At 64.1% G+C, this 20,687-nt stretch carries 22 protein-coding genes; 20 read left to right on the top strand and 2 right to left on the bottom strand.

Annotation, left to right across the window (positions count from 1 at the left end; all coding sequences use genetic code 11):
- Positions 1 to 10 precede the first annotated feature (10 nt).
- Positions 11 to 1,030: a 2-hydroxyacid dehydrogenase gene (locus tag B0I00_RS03845; RefSeq protein ID WP_100865997.1), complete on the bottom strand. Its 1,020-nt coding sequence runs from the start codon at positions 1,028 to 1,030 to the stop codon at positions 11 to 13.
- Between the two features lie 85 nt (positions 1,031 to 1,115).
- Here B0I00_RS03845 and B0I00_RS03840 point away from each other — a divergent pair, with 85 nt between their 5' ends.
- Positions 1,116 to 1,583 carry an SH3 domain-containing protein gene (locus B0I00_RS03840; protein WP_100865996.1) on the top strand — a complete coding sequence of 156 codons (468 nt, stop codon included), beginning with the start codon at positions 1,116 to 1,118 and terminating at the stop codon, positions 1,581 to 1,583.
- 22 nt (positions 1,584 to 1,605) lie between these two features.
- Here the strand turns inward: B0I00_RS03840 and B0I00_RS03835 are convergent, their stop codons facing one another.
- Positions 1,606 to 2,802 (bottom strand): acetyl-CoA C-acyltransferase, encoded by a 1,197-nt coding sequence (locus B0I00_RS03835; RefSeq protein ID WP_100865995.1) that lies wholly within the window; start codon positions 2,800 to 2,802, stop codon positions 1,606 to 1,608.
- Positions 2,803 to 2,945: 143 nt separating this feature from the next.
- Between B0I00_RS03835 and B0I00_RS03830 the strand changes: the two genes are divergently transcribed.
- From B0I00_RS03830 to B0I00_RS03740, 19 genes are all read left to right on the top strand, one after another.
- Positions 2,946 to 4,373 carry a coniferyl aldehyde dehydrogenase gene (locus tag B0I00_RS03830; protein ID WP_100865994.1) on the top strand — a complete coding sequence of 476 codons (1,428 nt, stop codon included), beginning with the start codon at positions 2,946 to 2,948 and terminating at the stop codon, positions 4,371 to 4,373.
- A 151-nt stretch (positions 4,374 to 4,524) separates the two neighbouring features.
- Positions 4,525 to 4,899, top strand: coding sequence for an NADH-quinone oxidoreductase subunit A (locus tag B0I00_RS03825; protein ID WP_100865993.1), 375 nt, complete (start codon positions 4,525 to 4,527; stop codon positions 4,897 to 4,899).
- Positions 4,896 to 5,453, top strand: coding sequence for a NuoB/complex I 20 kDa subunit family protein (locus B0I00_RS03820; protein WP_100865992.1), 558 nt, complete (start codon positions 4,896 to 4,898; stop codon positions 5,451 to 5,453). The genes B0I00_RS03825 and B0I00_RS03820 overlap by 4 nt, the downstream gene beginning before the upstream one ends.
- Positions 5,454 to 5,460: 7 nt before the next feature.
- A complete protein-coding gene (locus tag B0I00_RS03815) occupies positions 5,461 to 6,264 on the top strand; it encodes an NADH-quinone oxidoreductase subunit C (RefSeq protein WP_100865991.1) in 804 nt (267 codons plus the stop codon).
- Positions 6,261 to 7,472 (top strand): NADH-quinone oxidoreductase subunit D, encoded by a 1,212-nt coding sequence (locus B0I00_RS03810; protein WP_100865990.1) that lies wholly within the window; start codon positions 6,261 to 6,263, stop codon positions 7,470 to 7,472. The genes B0I00_RS03815 and B0I00_RS03810 overlap by 4 nt, the downstream gene beginning before the upstream one ends.
- On the top strand, positions 7,469 to 7,825 hold the full coding sequence (locus tag B0I00_RS03805) for a hypothetical protein (RefSeq protein WP_100865989.1): 357 nt from the start codon (positions 7,469 to 7,471) through the stop codon (positions 7,823 to 7,825). Before B0I00_RS03810 ends, B0I00_RS03805 begins: the two co-directional genes overlap by 4 nt.
- A 1-nt stretch (position 7,826) precedes the next feature.
- The gene (locus B0I00_RS03800) at positions 7,827 to 8,162 is read left to right on the top strand and encodes a nuclear transport factor 2 family protein (RefSeq protein ID WP_100865988.1); all 336 of its coding nucleotides are present in this window, start codon (positions 7,827 to 7,829) and stop codon (positions 8,160 to 8,162) included.
- Positions 8,159 to 8,359, top strand: a complete 201-nt coding sequence (locus B0I00_RS03795; RefSeq protein WP_100865987.1) for a hypothetical protein — start codon at positions 8,159 to 8,161, stop codon at positions 8,357 to 8,359. Before B0I00_RS03800 ends, B0I00_RS03795 begins: the two co-directional genes overlap by 4 nt.
- The gene (locus tag B0I00_RS03790) at positions 8,352 to 9,020 is read left to right on the top strand and encodes a complex I 24 kDa subunit family protein (protein ID WP_100865986.1); all 669 of its coding nucleotides are present in this window, start codon (positions 8,352 to 8,354) and stop codon (positions 9,018 to 9,020) included. Before B0I00_RS03795 ends, B0I00_RS03790 begins: the two co-directional genes overlap by 8 nt.
- 96 nt (positions 9,021 to 9,116) lie before the next feature.
- On the top strand, positions 9,117 to 10,400 hold the full coding sequence (gene nuoF, locus B0I00_RS03785) for an NADH-quinone oxidoreductase subunit NuoF (RefSeq protein ID WP_100865985.1): 1,284 nt from the start codon (positions 9,117 to 9,119) through the stop codon (positions 10,398 to 10,400).
- Positions 10,400 to 12,403 carry an NADH-quinone oxidoreductase subunit NuoG gene (gene nuoG / locus B0I00_RS03780; protein ID WP_100865984.1) on the top strand — a complete coding sequence of 668 codons (2,004 nt, stop codon included), beginning with the start codon at positions 10,400 to 10,402 and terminating at the stop codon, positions 12,401 to 12,403. The genes nuoF and nuoG overlap by 1 nt, the downstream gene beginning before the upstream one ends.
- Positions 12,400 to 13,509, top strand: a complete 1,110-nt coding sequence (gene nuoH, locus B0I00_RS03775; protein WP_100865983.1) for an NADH-quinone oxidoreductase subunit NuoH — start codon at positions 12,400 to 12,402, stop codon at positions 13,507 to 13,509. The genes nuoG and nuoH overlap by 4 nt, the downstream gene beginning before the upstream one ends.
- Positions 13,506 to 13,991 carry an NADH-quinone oxidoreductase subunit NuoI gene (gene nuoI, locus B0I00_RS03770; protein WP_100865982.1) on the top strand — a complete coding sequence of 162 codons (486 nt, stop codon included), beginning with the start codon at positions 13,506 to 13,508 and terminating at the stop codon, positions 13,989 to 13,991. The genes nuoH and nuoI overlap by 4 nt, the downstream gene beginning before the upstream one ends.
- 12 nt (positions 13,992 to 14,003) lie before the next feature.
- The gene (locus tag B0I00_RS03765; RefSeq protein ID WP_100865981.1) at positions 14,004 to 14,621 is read left to right on the top strand and encodes an NADH-quinone oxidoreductase subunit J; all 618 of its coding nucleotides are present in this window, start codon (positions 14,004 to 14,006) and stop codon (positions 14,619 to 14,621) included.
- On the top strand, positions 14,618 to 14,923 hold the full coding sequence (gene nuoK, locus B0I00_RS03760; RefSeq protein WP_100865980.1) for an NADH-quinone oxidoreductase subunit NuoK: 306 nt from the start codon (positions 14,618 to 14,620) through the stop codon (positions 14,921 to 14,923). Before B0I00_RS03765 ends, nuoK begins: the two co-directional genes overlap by 4 nt.
- A gap of 7 nt (positions 14,924 to 14,930) precedes the next feature.
- Entirely contained in the window at positions 14,931 to 16,955 is a 2,025-nt protein-coding gene (nuoL, locus tag B0I00_RS03755; protein ID WP_100865979.1) for an NADH-quinone oxidoreductase subunit L, read from the top strand.
- A 1-nt stretch (position 16,956) separates the two neighbouring features.
- Positions 16,957 to 18,501 (top strand): NADH-quinone oxidoreductase subunit M, encoded by a 1,545-nt coding sequence (locus B0I00_RS03750; RefSeq protein ID WP_100865978.1) that lies wholly within the window; start codon positions 16,957 to 16,959, stop codon positions 18,499 to 18,501.
- Positions 18,501 to 19,967, top strand: coding sequence for an NADH-quinone oxidoreductase subunit NuoN (nuoN, locus tag B0I00_RS03745; protein ID WP_100865977.1), 1,467 nt, complete (start codon positions 18,501 to 18,503; stop codon positions 19,965 to 19,967). Before B0I00_RS03750 ends, nuoN begins: the two co-directional genes overlap by 1 nt.
- Entirely contained in the window at positions 19,964 to 20,674 is a 711-nt protein-coding gene (locus B0I00_RS03740) for a biotin--[acetyl-CoA-carboxylase] ligase (RefSeq protein WP_100866480.1), read from the top strand. The genes nuoN and B0I00_RS03740 overlap by 4 nt, the downstream gene beginning before the upstream one ends.
- Positions 20,675 to 20,687: the final 13 nt, after the last annotated feature.

Here is a 20,687-nt window from a genome sequence, read left to right as displayed (position 1 = left end):
CAGCACGGGATTATGCCCAGCCTTCGAGCACCTGATCGGGCGGGCGATGGCCATCGACCCAGAAGCGGATGTTGGCGATGATCTTTTCGCCCGCGTGCGAACGCCCCTCTATCGTGGCGCTGCCGAGGTGGGGCAGGGTGATGACGTTGGGCAGGTCGATCAGCCGGCGGTCGACATCCGGTTCATGGGCGAAGACGTCGAGCCCGGCGCCAGCCAGACGGCCTTCCTGCAACGCAGCGATGAGGGCTTCCTCGTCAATCAGGTCGCCGCGGGCGGTGTTGATGACATAGGCTTCCGGCTTCATCGTGGCCAGCCGCGCGGCGTTCAGCAATTGCCGGGTGTGCGGCCCCGATGGACAATGGAGCGTGAGGATGTCCGCTTCGGCGATCAGCATTTCGAGATCGGGTTCGTAGCGCGCGCCGAACATGTTCTCGATGCTGGGGGGCAGGCGGTGCCGGTTGTGATAGACGACGTCGAGACCGAAGGCGCGCGCACGGTGCGCCACGGCCTGGCCGATTCGGCCCATGCCGACGATGCCCAGCCGCTTGCCGCCCAGGCAGTGGCCCAGCATCGCGGTCGGGGCCCAGCCGGTCCACCCGCCGTCGCGCACCAGCCGGCTGCCTTCGCCCAGCCGTCGCGGCACCGACAGGATCAGCATCATGGCAAGGTCCGCGGTATCGTCGGTGAACACCCCCGGGGTGTTGGTGACGATGATCTTGCGCTGCCGTGCCGCGGACAGGTCGATGTGTTCGGTTCCGGCGCCGAAATTGGCGATGAGGCCGATCCGGTCGCCGGCCTCGGCGATGATGTCCCCGGTGATGCGGTCGGTGACGGTGGGCACCAGGACGTCGCAGTCCCGCATTGCCGCAACCATTTCTTCGCGCGACAACGGGCGATCATCGGTGTTGAGCGTGACGTCGAACAGTTCCGCCATGCGCGCTTCGACCGCCGGGACCAGCCGGCGGGTGACGTGGACGCGGGGGCGCCCGGTCAGGCGTCGTCCGGCGGGTGTTTCGGTCACGACGGTCATGCAAGGGTCGCTATGCCGCGACGTGCCATCCGGTCAAGCGACTTGAAGCGCATGGCGAACCGCGGCTATCGGGGAATCAATTGTCATGAACAGTTTACGCATCCTGCTGGCCGTCGCGGCCGCCGCCATCGCCGCTCCAGTCGCTGCGCAGGAGGTTTCGGTGCCGTATTGGGCCTCGATCCGCGCCGGCGAAGTCAACATGCGCGCAGGGCCCGGCGAAGATTACCGCATCGACTGGGTCTACCGCCGGCCGCAACTTCCGGTGAAGGTCGTACGGCTGCTGGATGGGTGGCGCCTCGTCGAAGAACCGGACGGCACGCGTGGCTGGATGCTCGCGCGCTTCCTTACCCGTCAGCGCAGCGCTTTCGTCAAGGGGCAGGGCCTGACCGACATGCGCGAGATGGGCGCCGCCAACGCGCGCCTTTTGTGGCGGGTAGAGCCAGGCGTGGTCGTACTGCTGGATGATTGCGACAAGGGTTGGTGCGGGGTCAGGATCGGCGAGCGCGCCGGCTATATCCGCCAGGACCGCCTGTGGGGTGCCGGCGAGCCCTGAAGCCCGCCGGCATTCGGTGTCCCTAGGCCAGTTCGAGCGCGACTGCAGTTGCTTCGCCGCCGCCGATGCACAGGCTGGCGACGCCCTTGGTTTTGCCGTGACGCTTGAGCGCTGCGATCAGCGTGGTGACGATGCGAGCGCCAGACGCGCCGATCGGATGGCCCAGCGCGGTTGCGCCGCCGTGGACGTTGATCTTTTCGTGCGGGATGCCGAGATCGTGCATCGCGAACATCGCAACGCAGGCGAAGGCTTCGTTCACTTCGAACAGGTCGACGTCGCCCAGCGACCAGCCGGCCTTGTCGAGCACCTTGGTGATCGCGCCGACCGGAGCCACGGTGAAATCCTTGGGCTCCTGCGCGTGAGCCGCCACGGCAATTACCCTGGCGACAGGTGACAGGCCCTTGGCCTTGGCTTCGCTCTCGCGGGTGAGGACCAGCGCAGCCGCGCCGTCCGAGATCGAACTGCTCGTTGCCGCAGTGATCGTGCCGTCCTTGGCGAAGGCGGGCTTCAGCGACGGAATCTTTTCAGGGCGCGCCTTTCCGGGGGCCTCGTCGGTATCGACCACGGTTTCACCCGCGCGGCTCACCACGGTCACGGGAGCGATTTCCTCGACAAAGGCGCCGTCGGCGATCGCCGTCTGGGCGCGGCGCAGCGATTCGATGGTGTAGCTGTCCTGCGCTTCGCGGGTCAGTTGGTATTCGTTGGCGGTATCCTGCGCAAAGGTGCCCATCGCGCGGCCCGGTTCATAGGCATCTTCGAGGCCATCGAGGAACATGTGGTCATAGGCTGTGTCATGGCCGATGCGCGCGCCAGAGCGGTGCTTCTTGAGAACGTAGGGGGCGTTGGTCATGCTTTCCATGCCGCCCGCGACCACCAGGTCGATGGTCCCTGCGGCAAGGGCTTCGGCACCCATGATCAGGGTCTGCATGCCCGATCCGCAGACCTTGTTGACGGTCGTGGCCTGGACCGACTTGGGCAGGCCGGCCTTGATCGTCGCCTGGCGGGCGGGCGCCTGGCCGAGTCCGGCCGGCAGCACGCAGCCCATGTAGACGCGGTCAATGTCGGCCCCGTCGACCCCGGCACGCTCAACGGCGGCCTTGATCGCGGTTGCGCCGAGATCGGTGGCGGCGACATCGGCAAGCGCGCCCTGCATGGCGCCCATCGGTGTGCGGGCATAGGACAGGATGACGATCGGATCGTTGGCGGAAAGCTGGGCCATGGCGTTGAGTCTCTCTATTCGGGCGGGGATTTCGACCGGCGTATTAATGTTGCGTTGCGGCAAAGGCAATTGATCAAAAGCATCGGCCCTTGCCATCGGCGTGCCTATGGGAAACAAGGTGGCAAAGTGAAACGGAGAGCGCCATGACCACCCAAGCCGCCGCTATGACCGCGATACTCGAAGCGCAGCGCAGCGCCTTCACCCTTGCCCGGCCGGAATCGCTGTCGGTGCGCAAGGACCGGCTGCAGCGGGTCATCGCGATGATGAAGGAGTCCGGTGACGACCTGGCACGGGCGATCAGCCGCGATTTCGGGCACCGCAGCCACGAACAGAGCCTGATGACCGATATCATGCCATCGGTCACGGCGGCCAAGTACTGTCTCAAGAACATCGACAAGTGGGCCCGCACCGAGCGGCGCAGCCCGCCGTTTCCATTGGGCCTCCTCGGGGCGAGGGCCGAATTGCGCTACGAGCCCAAGGGCGTGATCGGCGTGGTCAGCCCGTGGAATTTCCCGGTCGGCCTAACCGTCGCGCCGATGGTCCAGGCTTTCGCCGCAGGCAACCGCGTGATGGTGAAGCCTAGCGAGTTCACCGAAGACACCTCCGAGATGATGAAGACGGTCTTCGCCAAGCACTTTGCCGAGGAAGAGCTGGCGGTCTGCACCGGCGGCCCGGACGTGGGCCAGGCGTTCTGCTCGCTGCCCTTCGATCACCTGCTGTTCACCGGCGCGACGCCGATCGGCAAGCACGTGCTTCACGCCGCCGCCGACAACCTCGTCCCCGTGACGCTCGAACTGGGGGGCAAGTCGCCGACCATTTTAGGCCGCAGCGCCAATATCGAGCGCGCGGGGGAGCGGATCGCCATGGGCAAGATGCTCAACGCCGGACAGATCTGTCTTGCGCCCGACTACATGATGGTGCCCCAGGACCTGGAAGACCGGGCCATTGGCGCGGTCAGCAAGGCGGTCGGCGCGATGTATCCGACGCTGCTTGCCAACGATGACTATACATCCGTGGTCAACGCCCGCCACCGCGATCGCCTGCAGGGACTGATCGACGATGCGAAGGCCAAGGGCGCCGAGGCGATCGAGGTCAATCCGGGGAACGAGGATTTTGCGGCCTCGAACGGCCACAAGATGCCGCTGACGATCCTGCGCGGGGTCAGCGATGACATGAAGGTGATGCAGGACGAGATCTTCGGACCGGTCCTGCCGGTCAAGACCTACAAGGCGATCGACGAGGCGATCGACTACGTCAACGCGCACGACCGTCCGCTGGGCCTTTACTATTTCGGCGAGGACAGCGGTGAGCGCGAACAGGTGCTTACCCGCACGATTTCAGGCGGGGTAACGGTCAACGACGTTGTCTTCCACGTATCGATCGACGATTTGCCGTTCGGGGGAATCGGCCCCTCGGGCATGGGCAGCTACCATGGGCCGGAAGGGTTCAAGACCTTCAGCCACGCCCGCTCGGTGTATCACCAGCCGAAGATGAACGTGGCCAAGCTTGCCGGGCTGATGCCGCCCTACGGCAAGACCACCCAGAAGACCCTGGCGCGCGAACTGGGCTGACCGGTTGCGGGGGCCGCATCGCCCTTCTGGTCAGTTGCAAATGTTGCAATTCTTGGGCCTAATCGGGCCGAGCCCACTTGCGCCTGCGGTGTCGCGGGATTAGGGCGCCCACAACGTTCGCAAAGCCGATTCCGGCGCCGAGGGACTTCGCGTGGTCGACCTTTCGCAATATCTGCCGATCCTGATCTTCCTCGGCGTGGCGCTGGGCCTGTCGACGGCCTTCGTGTTCCTGCCGATGGGCGTGGCGCGCCTGACCGGCGCCCATAACCCGACCGCCGAAAAGCTGAGCGAGTACGAATGCGGCTTCCCCGCTTTCGAGGATCCGCGCAGACAGTTCGACGTGCGCTTCTATCTGCTGGCGATCCTGTTCGTGGTCTTCGACCTTGAAGCCGCATTTCTGTTTCCCTGGGCGGTAACCTTCACCGATCTGGGCTGGCCTGCCTGGATCACGATGATGATCTTCATCGGCGAACTGGTGGTCGGCCTGATCTACGCCTGGAAAGTCGGAGCACTGGACTGGGAATGAGCACTCTCGTCAATTCCGCGGGGCAGCCGCTGGCTGCCGGCCAGACCGTGACCGCGCCCGACCAGGGCTTCTTCAACGACATCAACGCCGAAGTGCACGACAAGGGCTTCCTCGTCACCAGCACCGAAGAGCTGTTCCAGTGGGCCCGCACCGGCTCGCTGTGGTGGATGACCTTCGGACTCGCCTGCTGCGCGGTCGAGATGATCCACGTCAACATGCCCCGCTACGACATGGAGCGGTTCGGCGTCGCGCCGCGCGCCAGCCCGCGCCAGTCGGACGTGATGATCGTGGCGGGCACGCTGTGCAACAAGATGGCGCCGGCGCTGCGCAAGGTTTACGACCAGATGTCGGACCCCAAGTACGTGATCTCGATGGGCAGCTGCGCCAATGGCGGTGGCTATTATCACTATAGTTACAGCGTGGTGCGCGGCTGCGACCGGATCGTTCCGGTCGACATCTATGTCCCCGGGTGCCCGCCAACTGCCGAGGCGCTGCTCTACGGCGTGATGCAGTTGCAGCGGAAGATCCGCCGCGTCGGCACGATCGAGCGGTGAGGGCGGCATGACGGTTTTGCATTCCGCTCCGCGCATGGCCCCGAACGACGGGGTGATCGACGCCGTTACCCAGACTCTGGGCGGCAAGCTGCTTGCCGCGCGCGAGGAGCATGGCGAGATCATCCTCACCGTCGCCCGCGACCAGATCGGCACCTGCCTTGCCGCGCTGCGCGACACCCACGAATACCAGCAGCTGATGGAAATTGCCGGCGCCGACTATCCGAGCCGGGCCGAGCGTTTCGACGTCGTCTACATGCTGCTTTCGGTGACCCGCAATCACCGCCTGATCGTCAAGGTGACCGCCAGCGAGAGCACCCCGGTGCCGACCGTCACGCACCTGTGGCCCAACGCCGGTTGGCTCGAGCGCGAAGTGTTCGACCTCTACGGCGTGATCTTCGAGGGCAATACCGACCTGCGCCGGATCCTGACCGACTACGGTTTCGAAGGGCACCCGTTCCGCAAGGACTTCCCGCTGACCGGTTATGTCGAGCTGCGCTATTCGGAAGAAGACAAGCGCGTCGTCTACGAACCGGTCAAGCTCGCCCAGGACCTGCGCCAGTTCGATTTCATGAGTCCGTGGGAAGGGGCCGACTACGTCCTCCCGGGCGACGAGAAGGCCACCCCTACAACGGCCGCGCCGACTCCCAAGGCAACCGAAAGCAAGGCGCAGACCGGCGCCGGCGACAAGGCTAACGAAAAAGCCGCCGACAAGGCCTCTACCGGGGCTCCGGCCGTCGAGCCGATCGCCAAGGCCGATCCCGCTCCGCCGGAGAAGACCGACAGCCGGCCGAAAAAGGGAGACAAGGCGTGAGCTTCACTCTCGAACAGTCACCGACCACCGGTGACGAGGTCATTTCCAACTACACGATCAACTTCGGCCCGCAGCACCCGGCCGCGCACGGCGTGCTGCGCATGGTGCTGGAGCTTGACGGCGAACTGATCGAACGCGTCGATTGCCACGTCGGCCTGCTGCACCGCGGCACCGAAAAGCTGATCGAGCACAAGACCTACCTGCAGGCGCTGCCCTACTTCGACAGGCTCGACTATTGCTCGCCGCTGGGGATGGAGCACAGCTACGTCCTCGCGGTCGAAAAGCTGCTCAACGTCGAAGTGCCGATCCGCGCCCAGTACCTGCGCGTGCTGTTCGCCGAACTGACCCGCATCTGCAACCACATGCTCAACATGGGGTCGCACGTGATGGACGTCGGCGCGATGACGCCGAACCTGTGGCTGTTCGAAATTCGCGAGGATTGCCTCAACTTCTTCGAACGCGCCTCGGGTGCCCGCATGCACTCGGCCTGGTTCCGGCCCGGCGGCGTACACCAGGACGTGCCGCAGGATCTGCTCGACGATATCGACGCCTGGCTCGACACGCGTCTCAAGCCGCTGTTCGAAGACGCGATGAGCCTGGTGGTCGACAACCGCATCTTCAAGCAGCGCAACGTCGATATCGCGCTGGTCAGCAAGGAAGACGCGCTGGCCTGGGGCTTTTCCGGCCCGATGATCCGCGCCGCGGGCATTCCGTGGGACCTGCGCAAGAGCCAGCCCTACGACGTCTATGACCGGATGGACTTCGAAATCCCGGTCGGCACGCGCAGCGACTGCTACGACCGGTTCATGGTCCGCGTGGAAGAAGTGCGCCAGTCGGCCCGCATCATCCGCCAGTGCATCGCCGAAATGCCTTCCGGCCCGATCGCCTCGGACGACCGCAAGGTCGCGCCGCCCAAGCGCGCCGAAATGAAGAGCTCGATGGAAAGCCTGATCCATCACTTCAAGCTCTACACCGAAGGGTTTCACGTGCCCGCCGGCGAGGTCTATGTCGCCACCGAAAGCCCCAAGGGCGAATTCGGCGTCTACCTGGTCAGCGACGGCAGCAACAAGCCCTACCGCTGCAAGATCCGCCCGACCGCTTTCAGCCATCTCCAGGCTATGGATTTCATGTGCAAGGGCCACATGCTCCCCGACGCGACAGCCATACTCGGCGCGATCGACGTCGTGTTCGGGGAGTGCGACCGGTGAGGAAAGCCCTCCTTGGCCTTTTGCTGGTGCCAAATTCGGCAGTTGCTGCGTCGCCAGACGAGCAGGCTGTCCATCTAGTTCTCGCCAAGATGATCGTCGGTGAGACGCTTCCGCCCGAAATTCTCGATCGGCAGCTTGCCGCCAAGCAAAAGTTCCCTGATCTGGACGAGACAGTCGCGAAGGTTAAAGGCTGCAAGGTTTTCGCATTCGATAGGCTGATGAATGGATCGTATGGCGTCCAGTTCAAGTGCAAGGGTTTGCGCCCAAAAGATCAGCCAAGCGCGATGATAATTTACCCTAAAGACGGCCAGGTGACCCGGATCACCACGGCATTTTTGAGCAACAAATTCTAACATGCCCTACCGCCTGCAAATCGCGACCCAGATGATCGCTCACTACAACGCGCAGGACGCCGACGCCTACGTTGCGCTGATGACCGACGATGCCTGTGAAGCGGCCTATCGCGGCGCGGTCCTGCGCGAGGGCAAGGAAGGCGTGCGCGAAGGTCTGAAGAAGATGTTCGCCGAGTTTCCGCAAAACCGCGCGGAGATTATCGAAGGCTATCATCTGGGCGACTATGCCGTGCTGCACGAAAAGGTTTGGCGTTCCGACGATGCCGAACCTTTCGAAGTAATGTCCATCTACTCGTTCGAGGGCGACAAGTGCTCTCGCGTGGAGTTTGTCCGTTGAAACACGTCGATTTTGCCATTGTGCGCGTCTGGGCCTGCATCACCGGCCTGCTTCTGGCGGTATGCTATCTGGGCGCGTCCTATGAGGGCGGCGACCTGCCCCACGTGATAGCGCAGCTCGCAGTCTGCATTGCCGGATTCGAGCTGGCGCTATTCGGCCAGGACTTGCTCAAGAAGCGGAGAGACTCCGTTGGCTGACCGTCACCTTGAAGCCGATACGCCGGAATTGCGCGCCCGTTGGGGTGGATTTTCCTTTGCTCCTGCGTGGGAAGCGAAGGCGAAGACGGCAATCGCCAAATATCCCGATGGCCGCCAGCGCTCGGCGGTGATGGCTCTGCTCGACTTCGCCCAGCGTCAGGTGGGCGAGGAAACCGGCACCCAGGGCTGGCTGCCGATCCCGGTGATGGAATATGTCGCGAAGTATCTCGACATGCCGATCATCCGCGTGGTCGAGGTCGCCTCGTTCTACACGATGTACAACCTGGTCCCGGTGGGGAAGTTTCACGTGCAGGTCTGCGGCACCACGCCCTGCATGCTGCGTGGGTCGGACGATATTCTCGCTGCCTGCAAGAAGCGCGGAATGCACAAGGGCCATACAACCGATGACGGAATGTGGACCCTGACCGAGGTCGAATGCATGGGCAACTGCTCGTCGGCGCCGATGGTCCAGATCAACGACGGCAACTACGAGGACCTGACGGTCGATCGCTTCGATGCCGTTCTCGATGCGCTGGCGGCTGGGCAGACCCCCAAGGAAGGCACGCAGGATCCCGCGCGCCACACGGTCGAACCGGTCGGCGCACTAAGCACCCTGCAAGCCATGGTTTCGGAAAACCACGACTACCGGGGTGAGTGGTAATGGCGGTCTGGATCGCGCTCGGGGCCGCGTTCATGGGCGTGCTCACGGTGTTCATCGCCGTCCACGCGGCGAAGCAGAAGAACAAGGACAGCGGCAATGCTGGCTGACAAGGACCGCATCTTCACCAATCTCTACGGTTATCAGCCGTGGAACCTCAGCGCCGCTCAGGCGCGCGGGGACTGGGACGATACCAAGGCGCTGATGGCCCGCGGCCAGGACGCGATCATCGAGGAAATCAAGGCGTCGGGCCTGCGCGGGCGCGGCGGGGCAGGGTTCCCGACCGGCCTGAAGTGGTCGTTCATGCCCAAGGAATCGAAGGACGGCCGTCCCAGCTTCCTGGTCATCAACGCCGACGAGTCCGAACCGGGTTCGTGCAAGGACCGCGAGATCATCCGCCACGATCCGCACAAGCTGATCGAAGGTGCGCTGGTGGCCGGTTATGCGATGCGCGCGCGCGCCGCCTATATCTACATTCGCGGCGAATACATCCGCGAAGCCGAGGTGCTCGAAGCGGCCGTGGCCGAGGCCTATGCCGCCGGCCTGATCGGCAAGAACGCATCGAAGTCCGGCTACGATTTCGACGTTTTCGTCCACCGCGGCGCGGGCGCCTACATCTGCGGCGAAGAGACCGCGATGATCGAAAGCCTTGAGGGCAAGAAGGGCCAGCCGCGCTTGAAGCCGCCGTTCCCGGCCGGTGCTGGGCTCTATGGCTGCCCGACCACGGTCAACAACGTCGAATCGATTGCGGTCGCCCCAACGATCCTGCGCCGCGGCGCGGCGTGGTTCTCCTCCTTCGGGCGCGAGAACAACAAAGGCACCAAGCTTTTCCAGATCTCGGGCCACGTGAACAAGCCCTGCGTGGTCGAGGAAGCGATGAGCATTCCGTTCTCGGAACTCATCGAAAAGCACTGCGGCGGCGTCACCGGCGGACGCGACAACCTGCTGGCGGTCATCCCGGGCGGATCCTCGGTCCCGCTGGTTCCGGCAGCCGAAATCTGGGACGCGCCGATGGATTTCGACGGCCTAAAGGCTGTCGGCTCGGGCCTTGGCACCGCGGCGGTCATCGTCATGAACAAGTCCACTGACATCGTCCGCGCGATCGAACGCCTGTCGTACTTCTACAAGCACGAAAGCTGCGGCCAGTGCACCCCGTGCCGCGAAGGCACCGGCTGGATGTGGCGCGTGATGAACCGCTTGCGCACCGGCGATGCGGCTATCGAGGAGATCGACATGCTGCAGCAAGTGACCAAGCAGGTCGAAGGCCACACCATCTGCGCGCTTGGCGACGCGGCCGCCTGGCCGATCCAGGGCCTGATCAAGCACTTCCGCCCCGAACTGGAGCGCCGGATTGCCGAAAACGTGCGGGAGGCCGCTGAGTAATGCCTAAAGTCACCGTAGACGGCGTTGAACTCGAGGTCCCGCAGGGCGCTACCGTCCTGCAGGCGTGCGAGCTGGCCGGCAAGGAAATCCCGCGCTTCTGTTACCACGAGCGCCTCAGCATTGCCGGCAACTGCCGCATGTGCCTGGTCGAGGTTGCTCCCGGGCCGCCGAAGCCGCAGGCGTCCTGCGCTCTGCCCGCGACCGACGGACAGGTGATCAAGACCGACAGCCCGATGGTCAAGGCCGCACGCGAAGGGGTGATGGAGTTCCTTCTCATCAACCACCCGCTCGATTGCCCGATCTGCGACCAGGGCGGCGAATGCGACCTGCAGGACCAGTCGGTCGCCTACGGCCGCGGCGCCTCGCGTTTCCATGAGGAAAAGCGCGCGGTCACCGAAAAATACATGGGCCCGTTGATCAAGACGACGATGACGCGGTGCATCCAGTGCACTCGCTGCGTGCGTTTCAGCGAGGAAGTGGCGGGCGTGGATGAAATCGGCGCGCTCTACCGCGGCGAAAACATGCAGATCACGACCTACCTTGAAAAGGCGGCCAAGCACGAGCTGTCCGCCAACGTGATCGATCTGTGCCCGGTCGGCGCGCTGACCAGCGGGCCTTATGCCTTCGAAGCGCGGCCGTGGGAGCTGAAAAAGACGCTGTCGATCGACGTATCGGACGCGCTCGGCTCGAACATCCGGCTTGACAGCCGCGGGCGCGAAGTGCTGCGCATCCTGCCGCGCATCAACGACGACGTGAACGAGGAATGGCTGTCCGACAAGGGCCGCTACATGGTCGACGGGCTGACCCGCCGCCGCCTCGACAAGCCTTGGCTGCGCCGTGATGGCAAGCTCGTCGCCGCGACCTGGGACGAAGCCTTTGCCGCGGTTGCGAAGATCAATCCGGGCAGCTCGGTGGCCGTGGTCGCCGGTGACATGGTCGATTGCGAGACGATGTTCGCGGCCAAGGCGCTGGCCGGCGCGCTGGGTTCGACCCAGCTCGAAGGCCGCCAGACCGGCCTCGACTACGATTGTTCGAGCCTGGCTGCCGTCAACTTCAATTCGGGCTTTGCCGGTATCGAAGAAGCCGACGCGCTGCTGATCGTGGGCAGCCATGTCCGCTGGGAAGCGGCCGTGCTTAACGCGCGCCTCCGCAAGGTGGCCAAGAAGGGCGGCAAGGTTTTCCTGATCGGTCCCGAATGGGAAACGACTTTCCCGGCGACCTTCCTCGGCACCGATCTGTCGGTACTTGGCAATCTGCCCAAGGAAGCCGCGGATACCTTTGCCAAGGCGGAGCGTCCGGCCCTGATCATGGGCGGCGCGGCGCTGGGCAAGGGGGCGCTGGATGCCTGCCTCGCCTTCGCGGCGGCCAATCGCCTCGTCAAGGATGGATGGAACGGCTTCAACGTGCTGCACATGGCCGCAGCCCGCATGGGCGGCCTGATGCTCGGCTATGCGCAGAAGGGCGGCATCGCCGATCTGGTTGCCGCCAAGCCCAAGATGCTGATTTCGCTCGGCGCGGACGAGGTGGACTACACCCGGTTCGCCGACAGCATGATCGTCTACATCGGTCACCACGGCGACAAGGGCGCGCATGCCGCCGACGTGATTTTGCCGGCCGCCGCGTTCAGCGAGAAGCCGGGCGCCTACGTCAACACTGAAGGCCGGGTGCAGTTTGCCGACAAGGCCGTGTTCGCGCCGGGCGACGCGCGCGAGGACTGGACGATCCTGCGCGCCATGGCCGATGCGCTGGGCGTGACGGTCGGCTTCGACAGCTTCGACCAGCTGCGCGCCGCGATGATCGCAGCCGTTCCCGCGCTGGGCCGCGAAGGCCTCGCCGAATATGGCGCCCTGCCCAAGGGCAAGGCCGGGATCAGCGGCTCGATCGAGGCCTATCCGATCAAGGACTTCTACCTCACCAACGCCATCGCCCGCGCGAGCGAAACGATGCAGCGCTGCTCGGCCGAGCTGCTCCACGGGGAAACTTTCGCGGAGGCCGCGGAATGACCGAGTTCTTCAACCAGTGGATGAGCTACGAGGCCGCGTGGCTGCTGGCGACCATCTGCGGAATCCTGCTGATCGCCCTGCCGCTGATGCTGGCGGTGGCCATGATCATCTATGTCGACCGCAAGGTCTGGGCCGCAATGGCGCTGCGGCGCGGACCGAACGTGGTCGGGCCGTGGGGGCTTCTGCAGTCGTTTGCCGACGGGCTCAAGGTGTTCCTGCAGGAAACGATCGTTCCATCGGCGGCGAACAAGGGTCTGTTCCTGATCGCGCCGATCATCACCTTTACCGTCGCGCTGATGGCATGGGCAGTGATCCCGTTCAATTCGGACGCGGTGCTGGCCAACGTCAACGTCGGCCTGCTCTATGTTCTCGCGATCTCGAGCCTTGGCGTTTACGGCGTGATCATCGCAGGCTGGGCATCGAATTCGAAGTATCCGTTCTTCTCGGCGATGCGCGCCTCTGCGCAGATGATATCCTATGAAGTGTCGATCGGCTTCATCCTGATCTGCGTGGTGATGTGGGCGGGAACCTTCAACCTGAATGACATCGTCAAGGCGCAGCAGGCGCATGTCGGGCCGATCAACGGCTTTGTCGCCAACCCGCTGCTGTTCCCGATGTGGGTGATGTTCCTCATTTCCGGCATGGCCGAAACCGCCCGCGCGCCGTTCGACCTTACCGAAGCGGAGAGTGAACTCGTCGCCGGCTATCAGACCGAATATTCCTCGATGAGCTTCGCGCTCTACTGGCTGGGCGAATACGCCAACGTCCTGCTGATGTGCGCGCTCAACGCCACGCTGTTCTGGGGCGGATGGCTGCCGCCGCTAAACGTCGGAAATGTTTTAACGCCAATCATAGCATTTTTGGCCAGTCATCACATGGGATGGCTTGCTGCTGTCCTTGGGCTGTTTGACCCTTTCCCGGGCTGGCTGTGGCTGTTCGCGAAGATCTTCTTCTTCTTTTTCATCTTCTCGTGGGTCAAGGCCACGGTCCCGCGGTATCGCTATGACCAGCTGATGCGCCTGGGCTGGAAGGTGTTCCTCCCCGTTTCGCTGCTGTTCGTCGTCGTCGTCAGCGGCTACCTGATGTTCACGAGGTACGGCGTATGAGCCCGGCTCAACTGATCAAGAGCTTCACGCTGTGGGAGTTCGTCAAGGCGCACTGGCTGACCTTGAAGTACTTCTTCAAGCCCAAGGCGACGATCAACTATCCGTTCGAAAAGAACCCGCTAAGCCCGCGTTTCCGCGGCGAGCACGCGCTGCGCCGCTATCCCAACGGCGAGGAACGCTGCATTGCCTGCAAACTGTGCGAAGCGGTGTGCCCGGCCCAGGCGATCACGATCGAGGCCGAACCGCGCGACGACGGCAGCCGCCGCACCACGCGCTACGACATCGACATGACCAAGTGCATCTTCTGCGGTTTTTGCCAGGAAGCCTGCCCGGTCGATGCCATCGTCGAAGGGCCGAACTTCGAATACGCGACCGAAACGCGCGAAGAACTGCTCTACGACAAGGCCAAGCTGCTGGCGAACGGGGACAAGTGGGAGCGGGCGATTGCCGCGAACCTTGAAGCCGATGCGCCGTATCGCTAGGGGCGCGCGACCATGATCACGGTAATCGCCTTCTACCTGTTCGCCGCACTCACCGTGCTGGCCGGCGCGGTGACGATCCTCGCCCGCAACCCGGTCCATTCGGTGCTGTGGCTGATCGTTGCATTCTTCAACGCCGCGGGCCTGATGGTCCTCGCCGGGGCCGAGTTTATCGCCATGCTGCTGGTGATCGTCTACGTCGGCGCGGTCGCAGTGCTGTTCCTGTTCGTCGTCATGATGCTCGACATCGACTTCGCGCAGCTGCGCGCCGGCTTCATTCGCAATATGCCGCTGGGCCTGCTGCTGGCCGTTGCATTGCTCGGTGAGTTGCTGATCGGCATCGGCGCGTGGAGCGTCGGCGGAATTGAACTCGGCGAGCCGAGCGGTGCTGCCGCCGTGCCCCAGGGCGCCTCGAACATCGAGGCGATCGGCTTGCTGCTCTACAGCCGCTACCTGTTCCTGTTCGAAGCGGCCGGCGTCCTGCTGCTGGTTGCCATGGTCGGCGCGATCGTGCTGACCCACCGCCAGCGCGCCGGCGTGCGCGGCCAGAACATCAGTCGGCAGATCGCCCGCCGCCCCGACGAGGCGACGGTCAACGCCAGCCCCGAAGTGGGCAAGGGGGTTCAGCTATGATCGGCATCGGTCATTACGTGACGGTCAGCACGATCCTGTTCGTGCTGGGCGTGCTGGGGATTTTCCTCAACCGCAAGAACGTCATCATCATCCTGATGGCGATCGAACTGATCCTGCTGGCGGTGAACATCAACCTGGTCGCGTTCTCGAGCTACCTAGGGGATCTCACTGGCCAGGTGTTCGCCATGTTCGTGCTGACCGTGGCCGCCGGCGAAGCCGCTGTCGGCCTTGCCATCCTCGTCATTTACTTCCGTGACCGCGGCACCATCGCGGTCGACGACGTCCACAACCTGAAGGGGTAAGGTACCAGTGGATCCGATCCTCTTCATCGTCTTCCTCCCGCTGGCGGCTGCGATCATCGCGGGGCTGGGCAACCGGGCGCTGGGCAACGTCGCTGCCAAGTCCGTGACGACGGGCGCGCTGTTCGTGTCCTGCGCGCTGTCCTGGCCGATCTTCCTGTCGTTCCTTGGCGGTCATGCCGAACCGCACGTGGTGCAGGTGCTGCAGTGGGTGCAGTCCGGCTCGATGGTGTTCGACTGGGCGCTGCGGGTCGACACGCTGACCGCGGTCATGCTGGTCGTCGTGACTTCGGTCTCGGCGCTGGTGCACCTCTATTCGTGGGGATACATGGCCGAAGACCCGGATCAGCCGCGGTTCTTCGCCTATCTGTCGCTGTTCACTTTCGCCATGCTCATGCTGGTGACCGCCGATAACCTGGTCCAGATGTTCTTCGGTTGGGAAGGGGTTGGCCTTGCCTCGTACCTGCTGATCGGTTTCTGGTTCAAGAAACCCTCGGCCAGCGCGGCGGCGATCAAGGCCTTCGTGGTCAACCGCGTCGGCGACCTTGGCTTCATGCTCGGGATTTTCGGCACGTTCCTGGTGTTCAACACCGTCTCGATCCCAGAAATTCTCGCCGGCTCGCCGGGCATGGCTGGTTCGACCATCCATTTCCTGGGGATGCAGTGGGATACGATGACGATCCTGTGCATCCTGCTGTTCATCGGCGCGATGGGCAAATCGGCGCAGCTTGGCCTGCACACCTGGCTTCCCGACGCGATGGAAGGTCCGACCCCGGTTTCGGCGCTGATCCACGCGGCAACCATGGTCACTGCCGGCGTTTTCATGGTCTGCCGCCTCTCGCCGATGTTCGAGGCGAGCCCGACCGCCATGGCCGTCGTAACCGTGGTCGGCGCCTGCACGCTGTTCTTCGCCGCGACGATCGGCACGACCCAATGGGACATCAAGCGCGTCATCGCCTATTCGACCTGCTCGCAGCTGGGCTACATGTTCGTTGCAGCCGGTGTCGGCGCGCCGGGCGCGGCGATGTTCCACCTGTTCACCCATGCTTTCTTCAAGGCGCTGCTGTTCCTCGGCGCCGGCGCAGTGATCCATGCCATGCACCATGAGCAGGACATGCGCTTCTATGGCGGTCTGCGTAAGCACATCCCCCTGACCTACTGGGCGATGATGGCAGGCACCCTGGCCATCACCGGGGTCGGCATCGTCGACGTATTCGGTTTCGCGGGCTTCTACTCGAAGGATTCGATCCTCGAAGCGGCCTACGCCTCGTCGGGCCAGGCCGGCCTGTTCGGCTTCTGGATGGGGATCTTCGCCGCGCTGCTGACCAGCTTCTATTCGTGGCGTCTGATCTTCCTGACCTTCTACGGCAAGCCGCGCTGGGCCGGGTCGGAGCATATCCAGCACGCGGTCCACGACGATCACCACGGTCATGACGATCACGCTCATGCCCACGGTCACCATGACGACGGTACCGCCGGCTATCGTCCGCACGAAGCGCCGCTCAACATGGGGGTGCCGCTGGTGGTCCTTTCGCTCGGTGCGGTGCTGGCCGGCTTCGTGTTCCACCACGAGTTCATCAGCGAAGGCACCGGCCATTTCTGGAAGGGCAGCATCGCCTTTGCCGAACACACCATCCACGCGCTGCACGAGGTACCAACCTGGGTGAAGTGGGCACCGTTTGCCGTCATGCTGACCGGCCTGCTGACCGCCTACCAGTTCTATATCCGCAAGCCCGAAACGCCGGCGCAGGTTGCGGCGCAGCTCGGCGGGATCTACCGCTTCGTCTACAACAAGTGGTATTTCGACGAGCTTTACGATCGCATTTTCGTGCGTCCGGCTTTCTGGCTTGGCGAAAAGTTCTGGAAGTGGGGCGACATCGGCCTGATCGACCGCTTCGGCCCCAACGGCGCGGCCTGGGTCGTCGCCCAGGGCAGTCGCGGCGCCCAGCGCTTCCAGTCGGGATATGTCTACAGCTACGCGCTGGTCATGCTGCTCGGTCTCACCGCGGCAATCAGCTGGGTGATGGTGCACTAAGATGACCGGTTTTCCCATCCTTTCGGTGATGCTTGCCGTGCCGCTGATCGCGGCGCTGGCCTGTCTGTTCTCCGACGCCAAGTCAGCTCGCTGGATCGCGCTGCTGGCGACGCTGGTCGATTTCGCGCTCGGCGTGATGCTCTGGGCAAATTACGACGTTGGCGGCGCGCAGTGGCAGTTTACCGAAAGCGTCGCGCTGTTCGCCGGCTTCTCGTACAAGCTCGGCATCGATGGGATCGCCTTGCTGCTGATCATGCTGTCGGTGTTCCTCATGCCGATCTGCATCGGCGCCTCGTGGCTGTCGATCGACAAGCGCGTGGGCGAATACATGGCGGCCTTCCTGCTGATGGAAACGCTGATGATCGGCGTTTTCGCGGCACAGGACCTGTTCCTGTTCTACATCATGTTCGAAGCCGGCCTGATCCCGATGTATCTGATCATCGGCGTCTGGGGCGGGGCGGACCGCATCTACGCCAGCTACAAGTTCTTCCTCTACACGCTGCTCGGTTCGGTGCTGATGCTGATCGCGATGCTGTGGATGGTGAACGAAGCCGGTACGACGGATATCCCGACCCTGATGGCCTACGATTTCCCGGCCGGGGCACAGAAGTGGTTGTGGCTGGCCTTCTTTGCCAGCTTCGCTGTGAAGATGCCGATGTGGCCAGTGCACACCTGGCTGCCTGACGCGCACGTCCAGGCGCCGACGGCCGGTTCGGTGATCCTGGCCGGCGTGCTTCTCAAGATGGGCGGCTACGGCTTCATCCGCTTCTCGCTGCCGATGTTTCCCGAGGCCAGCGCGCAGTTTGCGCCGCTGATCTTCGCGCTGTCGATGATCGCGGTCGTTGCCACCAGCCTCATCGCACTGGTCCAGCACGACATGAAGAAGCTGATCGCCTATTCCTCGGTCGCGCACATGGCGATCGTGACGATCGGCCTGTTCGCCTTCAACGTCCAGGGGCTCGAAGGCTCGATGATCGTCATGCTCAGCCACGGCTTGGTTTCGGGCGCGCTGTTCCTTGCCGTCGGCGTGATCTACGACCGCCTGCACACCCGCGAGATCGCGCGGTATGGCGGCCTTGCCGTCAACATGCCGAAATACGCGCTGTTCTTCATGGTGTTCACCATGGCCTCGGTCGGCCTGCCGGGCACCAGCGGCTTCGTCGGCGAAGTGCTGGCGCTTTCGGGGATCTATCAGCTCAACAGCTGGGTCGCAGCGGTTTGCGGAACCGGCGTGATCCTAGGGGCCGCGTACATGCTCTATCTATATCGCCGGGTCATCTTCGGCGAACAGAAGAACGCCGATGCGGCCGCTATGCCCGATCTCGACCTGCGTGAATGGCTGATGATGGTGCCGCTCGCCGCAGCCGTGCTGTGGATGGGTATCTATCCCGAAAGCTTCCTGAAGCCGATGCGTCAGGACATCGCCTCGCTCGACGCCCGCCTGGCCCGCGCGAAGCCCGCCAGCGATGCCAAGTTGACCGCGCCCAAACCCGGAGCGGCGGCGGAAGCCGAACACGAACCTGCCGCGCACGGGGGGGCGCACTGATGGACTGGTCCCACTCGCTGCGCCTCGTTGCGCCGGAAGAATTGCTGAGCGTTTCGGGTCTCGTCCTGCTGCTCGGCTCTGCCTGGGCCAAGGGCAAGCGCGATGCCCGCGCGATCACCTGGCTTGCGGTCCTTACCCTTGCGATTGCCGCCGCCCTGGTGGTCAAGCCGCTGTGGTCGGGACTGTCGGGTGAAGCCGCCAACGCCTTCGACGGGCTCTATTCCGGCGACGCCTTCGCCGCCTTTGCCAAGCTGCTGATCTATGCTGCCGCGGGCGCCAGCCTGCTGGTTGCGCCGGTGTTCTTCGAAAAGGCGCGCTCGATGCGCCCGGAATACCCGGTCTTGGTCCTTTTCGCGGTTGCCGGCATGGGCATGATGGTTTCGGCCACCGACATGCTGACGCTCTACGTCGGTCTGGAGCTCAACTCGCTGGCTGCATACGTGCTGGCTGCGTTCCTGCGCAACGACCAGTGCTCGGCAGAAGCGGGCCTCAAATACTTCGTGCTTGGCGCTCTTGCCAGCGGCATACTGCTGTTCGGCATGAGCCTGACCTATGGCTTTACCGGCACGACCAGCTTCACCGGAATTGCCGCCGCGCTGTCGGGCGAGATTTCGACCGGCGCGCTGTTCGGGCTGGTCTTCGTGCTCGCGGGCCTGGCCTTCAAGATAAGCGCCGCGCCGTTCCACATGTGGACGCCGGACGTCTACGAAGGTGCGCCGACCCCGGTGACGATGTTCTTCGCGTCGGCACCCAAGGTCGCGGCGCTCGCGCTGACCATCCGCGTCGCGCTTGTCGCGTTCGGAACGCAGATTGCGGCGTGGCAGCAGATCGTTATCGTCGTCTCGCTGATGTCGATCGTGATCGGGGCGCTCGGCGCGATCGGGCAGAGCAACCTCAAGCGTCTGCTGGCCTATTCGTCGATCAACAATGTCGGCTTCTTGCTGATCGGCCTTGCCGCCGCGACCCGCGCTGGCGTGGAAGGCATGCTGGTCTATCTCGCGATCTACGTCGCCATGACCGTTGGCGGCTTCGTCGCACTGCTCATGCTCAAGGACCGAGACGGCAACCAGGTCGAACAGATCGACCAGATCGCGGGCCTCTCGCGCGAACGCAAGGTGCTCGCGCTGTGCTTTGCCATGGTCATGTTCAGCCTGGCTGGCATTCCCCCGCTGTTCGGCTTCTGGGGCAAGTTCGTGGTTTTCCAGGCTGCGGTCGCCGCGGGGCTCCTGCCGCTGGCCGTCATCGGCATCGCAGCCAGCGTGATCGGGGCGTTCTACTATCTCAAGGTCGTCAAGGTGATGTATTTCGATGAGCCTGCTGGCGTGGTTGTCGGCAAGAGCGACTGGATCCACCACGCGCTTCTGCTGATCGCGGCCCTGTTCATTTCACCGCTCGGGTACCTACTGACCAAGTGCCTCGGCACCCTGGCGGCGCTGGCCGCTGGCACGCTGACCCCGGGCGCTTGATCGAGGTCGTTTCCGAAACCGGCTCGACCAACGCCGACCTCGCCGCCCGAATCGCTTCGGGCGAACGGATCACGGAGGGTACTTGGCTGGTTGCCGACCGGCAGCGCGCCGGGAAGGGACGGCAGGGGCGCACCTGGTTCGACGGCGCAGGCAATTTCATGGGTTCGACCGTGGTGCACATCGGCGCGGGCGATCCCCCCGCCGGCACCCTGGCCCTGGCGGTGGCGCTGGCAGTGGCCGAAGCCGTTGCGCCGCATATTCCGCCGCCGCTCCGTCCGGTGCTGAAATGGCCCAATGACGTGATGATCGGAGCGGCCAAGCTCAGCGGCGTGCTGCTCGAAATGGTCGGCTCCACGGTGATCGTCGGGATCGGCGTCAACCTCGCCGCCGCGCCCGACTTGCCGGACCGTGAAACGATTGCCCTGGCCCGCTTTGGCGCTGCCCCGGACCGGGACCTGTTCGCGGCGTATCTGGCTCGTCACGTCGATGCCGAACTGGCGCGCTGGCGCACCTATGGCCTTGCCCCGATCATCGCGCGCTGGCTGGCGTTGGCCCATCCTGCAGGGACACCGCTGCAGGTGGGAGAATCTGGTGAAGAGCCGCTCAAAGGGCACTTTGCCGGGCTGGCCGACGATGGAGCCTTGCAACTGCGGCTCGCAGACGGCACGACGCGCACGATCCACGCGGGCGAAGTCCGTCTCGCCTGAGGCCAAAGGAAAG

The organism is Novosphingobium kunmingense (assembly GCF_002813245.1).
In the GTDB taxonomy this organism is placed as follows: domain Bacteria; phylum Pseudomonadota; class Alphaproteobacteria; order Sphingomonadales; family Sphingomonadaceae; genus Novosphingobium; species Novosphingobium kunmingense.
The sequence above is the reverse complement of the archived record's forward strand: the minus strand, read 5'-3'. Positions and strand labels throughout refer to the sequence as shown.